7 protein-coding genes are annotated in these 9096 nt (G+C 67.3%); 2 read left to right on the top strand and 5 right to left on the bottom strand.

What is annotated here, in order from left to right; all coding sequences use genetic code 11:
* The first annotated feature begins 243 nt into the window (after positions 1-243).
* Both tam and ACT54L_RS08745 read left to right on the top strand, forming a co-directional pair.
* Positions 244-1038 (top strand): trans-aconitate 2-methyltransferase, encoded by a 795-nt coding sequence (tam, locus tag ACT54L_RS08750; protein ID WP_476085160.1) that lies wholly within the window; start codon positions 244-246, stop codon positions 1036-1038.
* A gap of 136 nt (positions 1039-1174) precedes the next feature.
* Positions 1175-1477 (top strand): hypothetical protein, encoded by a 303-nt coding sequence (locus tag ACT54L_RS08745; protein WP_476085158.1) that lies wholly within the window; start codon positions 1175-1177, stop codon positions 1475-1477.
* 99 nt (positions 1478-1576) lie between these two features.
* On the opposite strand, the gene ACT54L_RS08740 is transcribed toward ACT54L_RS08745, so the two are convergent.
* From ACT54L_RS08740 to ACT54L_RS08720, 5 genes are all read right to left on the bottom strand, one after another.
* The gene (locus ACT54L_RS08740) at positions 1577-2356 is read right to left on the bottom strand and encodes a MetQ/NlpA family ABC transporter substrate-binding protein (protein ID WP_476085157.1); all 780 of its coding nucleotides are present in this window, start codon (positions 2354-2356) and stop codon (positions 1577-1579) included.
* 113 nt (positions 2357-2469) lie between these two features.
* Complete coding sequence (locus ACT54L_RS08735; RefSeq protein ID WP_476085155.1) at positions 2470-3150, bottom strand: methionine ABC transporter permease; 681 nt, start codon at positions 3148-3150, stop codon at positions 2470-2472.
* Positions 3140-4264, bottom strand: coding sequence for a methionine ABC transporter ATP-binding protein (locus ACT54L_RS08730; protein ID WP_476085154.1), 1125 nt, complete (start codon positions 4262-4264; stop codon positions 3140-3142). Before ACT54L_RS08730 ends, ACT54L_RS08735 begins: the two co-directional genes overlap by 11 nt.
* Before the next feature lie 395 nt (positions 4265-4659).
* The gene (locus ACT54L_RS08725; protein WP_476085153.1) at positions 4660-7803 is read right to left on the bottom strand and encodes an efflux RND transporter permease subunit; all 3144 of its coding nucleotides are present in this window, start codon (positions 7801-7803) and stop codon (positions 4660-4662) included.
* A complete protein-coding gene (locus tag ACT54L_RS08720) occupies positions 7803-8996 on the bottom strand; it encodes an efflux RND transporter periplasmic adaptor subunit (protein WP_476085152.1) in 1194 nt (397 codons plus the stop codon). Before ACT54L_RS08720 ends, ACT54L_RS08725 begins: the two co-directional genes overlap by 1 nt.
* Positions 8997-9096 lie beyond the last annotated feature (100 nt).

Here is a 9096-nt window from a genome sequence, read left to right as displayed (position 1 = left end):
TCAGCGCCAATGGTACTTCGTCTCAAGACGCGGGAGAGTAGGTCGCTGCCAGGCCTGCAAAGGACATCAAAACTCTAAACACGATAAGCAAAACAAAAACCCCCGATGATCGAAAGATCAAAGGGGGTTTTTGCTGTCCAGACCACACGCACTGCACGCACCACAAAGCCAGAAGCCCGCCACGCCTCTTGCGCGAAACCGACATGGGCGTATGCATTCCCCGGACGAGAAGGGGAGGGCACCATGGCCATCACGGCACCGGCTCAGGATTGGAATGCCGCGCTCTATCTGAAGTTCGAGGATGAGCGCACGCGCCCCTCGTCCGATCTCCTCGCTCGCATCCCGCCGATCAGCCCACGGGAGGTTGTGGATCTCGGCTGCGGTCCGGGAAATTCCACGGAGCTTCTGGCGCAGCGCTTCCCACAGGCGCGAGTGTCCGGCATCGACACCTCCCCGGACATGATCGCGGCCGCGCGCAAGCGCCTGCCCGGCGCCAGCTTCCTCCTGGGCGACATCTCGTCGCTCGGCCTGGACGTGCCGGCCGACATCCTGTTCGCCAATGCGGTCCTGCAATGGGTGCCCGACCATGAGGCCCTTCTGCCCCGCCTCATGGATCAGCTGGCTCCCGGCGGCTTCCTCGCGGTGCAGATGCCGGACAATCTGGAGGAACCCTCCCACGCCGCCATGCGTATCGCTGCGGCCGAAGGCCCCTGGGCGGAAAAGCTGAAGTCCGCCGCCGATGCCCGCACGCCCTTGCCCAGCGTCGATGCGTATTATGCCATGCTGCGTCCCCGATGCGCGGCCCTCGACATCTGGCGCACCACCTATCACCATCCCCTCGACGGCCATGTCGCCATTGCCGAATGGGTGAAGAGCACGGGCCTGCGCCCCTTCCTCGATCCGCTCACGCCCGATGAGCGGGCGGCCTATCTGGCGCGCTACATCGAATTGATCGCGCCCCATTATCCGGTCCACACCGACGGCAAGGTGCTGCTCGCTTTTCCCCGCCTCTTCCTGGTGGCGCGCAAGCCCTTGTGAAGGCCTCGGCCCGAACAGGCCACAATGGCGGACTATTGTCATACCCTTCGGATTGGGCGGTGATCTGATCCATAGTCGAGTGCGCGCCACCGCCGGGCCCAGCCCGCAGGTTGATCGAACAGGAAGGACCCGCACCATGACCGAGAGCCCGTTCCAGGAAACCGAGATCGATACCGCCGCGGCCTTAAAGGGTGATGTGGCGCTGGGGTTGGAGAAGCCGGTGGCGGTCGTGCTGCTGGATCTGCTGGCGCGCATCATGGATGAGGGGGGCGCGGAGCAATTGCGCGACGTCCTGGAGCATCCCGCCGATATGAGCGCGGTCTGGACCTTGAAGACCGCGCTGGAAAGCGCCGTGGGGGTCCCCATGGCGCAGGATTACGATGCGCTGGTGGACGCGGCGCGCACGCTGGTGGTCTCGCGGCTCGAGGCCGCGGACTGATCCGGCGGGCGTCGAAGCGCGCACCAAAAAAGCGCCGCTCCGGAAGGGGCGGCGCTTTTTTCGCGTTTCAGAGGGACGAAGAATATCTCGCCCCGGGGCTCACCAGCTCGGCAGCACGGCGCCCTTGAAGGTGGTCAGTATGAACTCCTTCACCTCCGGCGAGCGATAGCTTTCCACCAGGATCTTCACATAGGGCTTGTCCTTGTCGGCCACGCGCACGGCGATGACGTTCACATAGGGACCCTTGGGGTCCTCGCGCAGGATCGGATCCTTCACCGGGTCGAGGCCGGCTTCCTTGGCATAATTGGTGTTGATGCCGGCGGCGTCGAGGTCGGGCAGGGAGCGCGGCAGCTGGGCGGCGTCGATCTCGACGATCTTCAGCTTCTTCGGATTCTCGGTGATGTCAGCCACCGACGGCTTGAAGCCGACGCCGTCGCGCAGCTTGATATAGCCCTTGTCGCGCAGCAGCAGCAGCACGCGGCCGCCATTGGTGGGATCGTTGGGAATGCCGACGCTCGCGCCCGCCGGCAGGTCATCAAGGCTCTTATATTTCTTGGAATAGATGCCGATGGGGAAGTTCACCGTCTGGCCCACGGAGACCAGCTTGTAGCCGCGGTCGGCCACCTGGTTATCGAGGTACGGCTGGTGCTGGAAGGAGTTGGCCTGGAGCTCGCCGGAATTCAGCGCCTCGTTCGGCACCACATAGTCGGAAAATTCGACGATCTGGATGTCGAGGCCCTGCTTGGCGGCGATGGGCTTCACCGCTTCCAGGATCTGGGCGTGGGGGCCGGGGGTGACGCCCACCTTGATGGTTTCGGCGCCGGCGGCGGTGGCGACGAGCGCCAGGGCCGCGCCGGCCAGAAGGCTGCGAAGGGTCATGGGATTTCTCCTGGGAGTGTCGGAACTGGGAGTGTCGGAACTGGGAGTGTCGGAACTGGGAGTGTCGGAACTGGGAGTGTCGGAAGGGAGGAGGGTCTGAGCGGGCCGCCGGTTCAGTCCCGGCGGCTGCGCTTGTCGAGGCGGCGGGCCAGAAGGTCGCCGGCGCTCTGGACGAGCTGGACCAGCAGGATGAGCACCACCACCACGGTGGCCATCACCTCCGGCATGAAGCGCTGGTAGCCGAAGCGGATGCCGAGGTCGCCGAGGCCGCCGCCGCCCACCGCGCCCACCATGGCCGAGTAGCCGAGCAAGCTCACGGCGGCCAGTGTCAGGGCCAGCGTGATGGCGGGCAGGGCTTCCGGCAGCAGCACCTTGACCACGATCTGGACCGGGCTTGCGCCCATGGCGCGGGCGGCTTCCACCAGCCCCTGGTCCACTTCGCGGATGGCGGCCTCGATGAGGCGGGCGATGAAGGGCGCGGCGGCCACGGTGAGCGGCACGATGGCGGCATTGGTGCCGATGGAGGTGCCGGCGATCAGGCGGGTGAAGGGGATGATGGCCACCACCAGGATGATGAAGGGCGTGGACCGGGCCGCGTTCACCACCAGGCCCAAGGCGTGGTTGACGAGCGGCGCGGCGAACAGCTCGCCCGTGCGGCTGGTGGCGAGGAACACGCCGAGCGGCAGGCCGATGGCGGTGCCGATGAGGCCGGCCACCGCCACCATATAGAGGGTGGCCTTGGTGGCCTCGATCAGGAGGTCGACCATGGCGGGGGTGAGGAAATCAAGCGACATAGCCGAGCACCTCCGTGCTGAGATCGAGCCGCTCCACGGCGGCGCGCATGGCCTCCACGGTGCCGGGCGTGCTGGGCACGCCCACCACGATCACGCCGAACGGCACGCCGGCAATGTCGTCCACCTGGGCCTGGATGATGTTGAGGTCGATGCCCAGCACCCGCGACACCCGCGAGAGCACGGGATCGGTGGCGTGGTTGCCGGTGAAGACCACTCGCACCAGCGCCTGGCCCCCTGCAATGGGTTCGGGCCGCAAGCGGTCGGCGATGTAAGGCGGCAGGGAGGCGCCGGTCAGGGCCGAGATGAAGGAGCGCGTGGTGGCATGCCGGGGCCGGGCGAAGATCTCATAGGTGGGCCCGTCCTCCACGATGCGCCCGCCGTCGAGCACCGCCACCCGGTCCGCGACGGCCTTGATGACCCCCATCTCATGGGTGATGAGAAGGACGGTGAGGTTCAGCTCCGCATTCACCTTGCGCAGCAGGGCGAGGATCTGGTTGGTGGTTTCCGGGTCGAGGGCGGAGGTCGCCTCGTCCGAAAGCAGGACGCGGGGACGCATGGCCAGCGCGCGGGCGATGCCCACCCGCTGCTTCTGGCCCCCCGACAATTCCGCCGGATAGCGGTCGCGCTTGTCGGCGAGGCCCACGAGCTCCAGGAGCGGCTCGACGCGGGCCTTGATCTCGCGGGCGGGGACGCCGGCGATCTCAAGGGGCAGTGCGGCGTTTTCGAACGCGGTGCGCCGGGCCAGCAGGTTGAAATGCTGGAAGATCATGCCGATGGAGCGGCGCGCCTCGCGAAGGCCCGGCTCCGAGAGGCCGGTGATGTCCGTGCCATCCACCACCACGCGGCCGGAGGTGGCGCGCTCCAGGCCGTTCACCAGGCGGATGAGGGTGGACTTGCCGGCACCCGAGCGGCCGATGACGCCGACAATGGTGCCCTCGGGCACCGAAAGGTTCACATCCGACAGTGCCGCCACTTCGGGCGTGCCGCGGCGGGCCGAGAAGGTCTTGCCCACATGCTCGAACTGGACGACGGAGGGCGCCACGTGAGGTGTTCCTACGGGTTCCGTCGCAGCGGCGACGGGCACGGCTATGGGAGAAAGGGCATTCATGCGCATGTCACCATGGCAAAGCCGCGCACGCCAGCGCCCGGTGAAAGGCCGGGGGCGGTGAAGGGCGGCGGGGAGAGGGAACAGGGCGAACGGGACCGGCGGGGCCGGACCCCGGTGGCATACGCACAACGGGCTTGAGCCTGCCGGAGCGCGTGCCGAACGGAACCAACGGACAGCACGCGGGGCGCGCCGAGCCGCTGGGCTTCACATTCGCATACACCGGCAGCGCATCATGGCCGCACCCGATCCTTGAAAATCCTGCGATGCAGCATCGTTCGCTTTGACGAACAAGTCAAGTGGGAGGCTGCCATGCCAAAAATCATATGTGAAATAGGCGAGGGGGCCACTGGCGGCCCCCTGGGTGGGATGCTGCTGTTCGTCCCGAAGAACTTGAGTGGGTCTTATTCGGCGGGCTTGGGGTGGGCGGGGGAGGTGAGGTGGCGGTCGCCATGTGCGTCGTGGGGACCGTCCGGCTCGTCACGGGCGCCGATGAAGCGGCCGAACACGCGCGCGAGGATGCGCCGCAGGTCGTCCATCACCGTGAAGACGGCCGGCACGAACACCAGCGACAGCACGGTGGAGGCCAGCAGGCCGCCGATCACGGCAATGGCCATGGGCGCCCGGAAGGCGCCGCCTTCGCCCAGCGCCAAGGCCGAGGGCACCATGCCCGCCGCCATGGCGATGGTGGTCATGACGATCGGCTGGGCGCGCTTGCGGCCGGCTTCCATCAGGGCCTCGAAGCGGGAATGGCCGAGCGCCATGGAGTCCACCGCGAAATCCACCAGGAGAATGGCGTTCTTGGTCACGATGCCCATGAGCATGAGGAAGCCGATGACCACCGGCAGCGACACCGAATTGCCCGTCAGCAGCAGCGCGATGAAGGCGCCGCCCACCGAGAGCGGCAGCGAGATCAGGATGGTGATGGGCTGCAACACGTCCTGGAACAGCAGCACCAGCACCGCCAGCACCAGCATCACGCCCGCCGCGATGGCGAGGGCGAAGCCGGTGAACACCTCTTCCATGATTTCCGCGTCGCCGGATTCCTTCAGTGTCACGCCGGCCGGCAGGTTGCGGGCGGCGGGAAGCGCTTTCACCTGTTCAAGCGCGGTGCCGAGCGGCGTCGTCCCCACCAGGTCCGCTTCGACCGCGATCCGCCGGGCGCGATCGTAGCGCTCCAACGCTGTCGGGCCCTTGCCGAACTCGACGGTGGCCACGGCGGACAGCGGCACCGACACGCCGGTCTTGGTGGGCACGCGGATGGCATCGAAGGTGGACAGGCGGGCGCGCGCCCGCTCGTCCATCTGCACGCGGATGTCGATCTGCCGGTCCTTGGCCGAGAACTTGGCGAGGTTGGCATTGATGTCGCCGATGGTGGCGATGCGCACGGTCTCGGCGATGGTGTCCACCGACACGCCCAGCTGCGCTGCCTGGTCGAGCTTGGGGATGATGCGGATCTCGGGCCGGTCGAGGGAGGCGCTGGACACCACGTTCGACAGCACCGGCACCTGGTCACGCACCTCCTTCTCCAGCTGGAGGGCCGCCTCCTCCACCGCCTCGCCGTCATTGCCGGACAGGATCACGGTGAAGCCGCGCTGCGCCGCCTGCCCATTGGGGCTCCAGGTGAAGCGCATGTCCGGGATGGCGGTGAGGTCGTCGTGCAGGCGGCCCTCGAAGGTCTTCTGGTCGACGGAGCGTTCCTTGCGGGGCTTCAGATTGGCGACCACCTGCGCCTTGCGAACCTCGCCGGCGGTGAGCCCATCGCCGCCAGTCCCGGCGGTGGCATAGACGCTGGCGACTTCCGGCTGGTCCAGCAGCAGCCGCGTGATGCGGTCCGCCACGTCCTGCGTCTCCGCCAGCGTGGTGCCGGGGGGCATCTCGATGGACAGCATGGAGCGGGAGATGTCGTTGTTGGGCAGGAAGCCGGAGGGCAGCAGGGTGGACAGGTAGATGGTGCCGGCGAACACGCCGAAGCCCATCAGGATGGTCACGAAGCGATGGCGCACCGACCAGCCCAGCAGGCGCACATAATTGCGCATCACCACGCCTTCCTTGACGTGCTGGTGGCCGGTGTCGCGCAGGAAATAGGCGGCGAGCAGCGGCGTGATGAGCCGCGCCACCGCGAGGGAAAACAGCACGGCGATCGCCACGGTGATGCCGAACTGCTTGAAATACTGGCCGGCAATGCCGCCCATGAAGGAGACCGGAACGAACACGGCGGCGATGGTCAGGGTGGTCGCCACCACGGCCAAACCGATCTCGTCCGCCGCCTCAATGGCCGCGCGATAGGGCGACTTGCCCTGCCGCATGTGCCGCACGATGTTCTCGATCTCCACGATGGCGTCGTCCACCAGGATGCCGGTCACCAGCGTGATGGCCAGAAGGCTCACCGCATTCAGCGAAAAGCCCAGGAGGTCCATGATCCAGAAGGTGGGCAGGATGGACAGCGGGATGGCCAGTGTCGTGATGATGGTGGCCCGCCAGTCCCGCAGGAACAGGAACACCACCACCACCGCCAGGATGGCGCCCTCGATCAGCGTGTGCATGGCCGATTGATAGTCGGCCTTGGTGTAGCGCACGGTGGTGTCGATCATGGAGAAGGTGACGTCGGGATGCGCCGCGCCGAGCTTCTTGATCTCGGCCTGAACGCGTTCCTCCACCACCACGTCGGAGAAGCCCTTGGCCCGATAGACGCCGAAGGCCACCACCGGGCGGCCGTCCAGGCGGGCGAAGACCCGCGGCTCGGCCGAGCCGTCATAGACGCGGCCGAGGTCCTTCAGGCGCACATAGCGCCCGTTGGACAGCACGATGCGCATGTCGGCCAGGGCGTCCACCGTGGTGGCGCCGGCCAGCGTGCGGATGGATTGTTCCTGCGTACCCACCTCGCCGCGCCCGCCGGAGACGTCGAGATTGGTGGCCTTCAACTGCCGGCTGACCTCGGCGGCGGTGATGCCGAGCGCCATCAGCCGGTCGGGATTGAGCGAAACGCGGATTTCGCGATCAACGCCGCCCTCGCGCTTCACCTGTGCCACGCCGCGAATGCCCTGCACGGCGCGCGCCACGGTGTCATCCACGAACCAGGACAATTCCTCCGGGCTCAGCGTGGCCGAGGAGACCGCGAAGGTGACGATGGGCAAGCCCTCGATGTCGACGCGCTGGATCAGCGGCTCGTCGATGGATTGCGGCAGGTCGGTGCGGATTTTCGTCACCGCGTCGCGGGTGTCGTTCACCGCCCGGTCTACCGCCGTCTCCAGGTGGAACTCGATGGTGGTGACGGACGTGCCCTCCGAGATGGAGGAGGTGATGTGCTTCACCCCGGCGACGCCGGCCACGGCGTTTTCCACCTTCTTGGTCACCTGGGTCTCCAGCTCGCTTGGCGCGGAGCCGGGCTGGGTGACCGTGACCATGACGATGGGCACGTCGATATTGGGCATCTGCGTCACCGGCAGGGACCGGAAATGCACGATGCCCAGCGCCGTGAGCACCACGAACAGGACCAGGGCGGGAATGGGCTTTCGGATGGCCCATGCGGAAACGTTGAGCGCCATCAGCGGCCGTCCTTCGCGGTCTGCATGGCCTCCACCGGGGTGACATGATCCCCCTCGCGCAGGAAGCCGCCGGCGCGCACCACCACCAGGTCCTTGGCGGTGACGCCCTGCACCAGTTCCACGCTGCCGTCATCCTTGAGGCCCGGCTCCACACGGCGCTCCGCCACGATGCCGTCGTTCACCACCAGCACATAGGCGCCCTTGGCGTCGAACAGCACCGCCGATTGCGGCACCACCAGTCCCTCGCGGCGGCCGATCTCGATGAGGCCGCGGGCATAGGTGCCCGGCCGCAGGCGCGGATCGGCGGGCAATGCGATTTCCACATTGCCGAGGCGGGTGGCTTTGTCGAGCTGGGCCGAGACCAGGCGCACCTTGCCTTCCACCGGCTTGGTGAAGCCGGCGGGGGTCACCTCCACCGGCTGCCCCACGGCGATGCGGGGCATGGAGGCTTCCGGCACTTCCGCCTCAAGGTCAATGGCGCCATCCCTGGCGATGCGGAACAGCGGTTCGGAGCGGGCCGACAGCACGATGGAGCCAAGGCGTGCATCGCGGCTGAGAATCACGCCGTTTTCCGGCGAACGCACCTCGGTGCGCCGCAGCCGCAACTCGATTTCCTCCCTCTGGGCCTGCACCAGCTTGGCATCGGCGCGGGCCGCCACCAGCGCCTGGCGGGCGGCGGCGACCTGGGCGGATGCCACCTTCACCGCCCGTTCCCGCTCGTCCAGGGTTTCCTGGGAGATCACGCCGGTCTTGCGCAATTGGCGGGCGCGATCCACCGCCGCCGAGGCTTCCGTCTCCTGGGCCAGCATCTGGTCGAGGGTGGCGCTCTGCTGGGCGATGGAGGCTTCCGCGCGGGCGCCATTGGCATTGTTCTGGGCCAGCTGGACCTGGAGCATGTCGCGGGCAAGCCGCGCCAGCACCTGGCCCTTCTGCACCTTGTCGCCCACGTCAACCAGGATCTCCACCACCCGGAAGCCTTCAACCTCAGGACCGATCTGGATTTCTTCCTGCGCCTTGAGGGAGCCGGTGGCGAGCAGCGTCTCGGTCATGAGCCGAGGCTGGGGTCGGATCACGGTCACGGTGAGGCCCTTGGCCGCCGGGCTGGCCGGCGTTTCCGCACGGATGGGTCCGGTGGCGGCGAGGGTAAAGGCAAGGCCAAGGGCAAGGCCAAGGCGGGAGGCAAGGCGACGCATCACACGGGGATTCCAAGACAAGGGCGGGCAGGCTCCGATACGTTCCGTAACTGGAGCTTGCGCATGACGATGGGTGAGGATCGCGTCAACCTCGTGGCGC

This window comes from Aquabacter sp. DMC10 (assembly GCF_056314145.1).
Note: the sequence above shows the minus strand (reverse complement) of the source record. Positions and strands in the feature narration are given on the sequence as shown.

Bases quoted from the DNA above. Each gene is read 5' to 3' on its own strand.
- tam (WP_476085160.1), top strand. From the start codon at position 244: ATGGCCATCACGGCACCGGCTCAGGATTGGAATGCCGCGCTCTATCTG.
- ACT54L_RS08745 (WP_476085158.1), top strand. From the start codon at position 1,175: ATGACCGAGAGCCCGTTCCAGGAAACCGAGATCGATACCGCCGCGGCC.
- ACT54L_RS08740 (WP_476085157.1), bottom strand. From the start codon at position 2,356: ATGACCCTTCGCAGCCTTCTGGCCGGCGCGGCCCTGGCGCTCGTCGCC.
- ACT54L_RS08735 (WP_476085155.1), bottom strand. From the start codon at position 3,150: ATGTCGCTTGATTTCCTCACCCCCGCCATGGTCGACCTCCTGATCGAG.
- ACT54L_RS08730 (WP_476085154.1), bottom strand. From the start codon at position 4,264: ATGCGCATGAATGCCCTTTCTCCCATAGCCGTGCCCGTCGCCGCTGCG.
- ACT54L_RS08725 (WP_476085153.1), bottom strand. From the start codon at position 7,803: ATGGCGCTCAACGTTTCCGCATGGGCCATCCGAAAGCCCATTCCCGCC.
- ACT54L_RS08720 (WP_476085152.1), bottom strand. From the start codon at position 8,996: ATGCGTCGCCTTGCCTCCCGCCTTGGCCTTGCCCTTGGCCTTGCCTTT.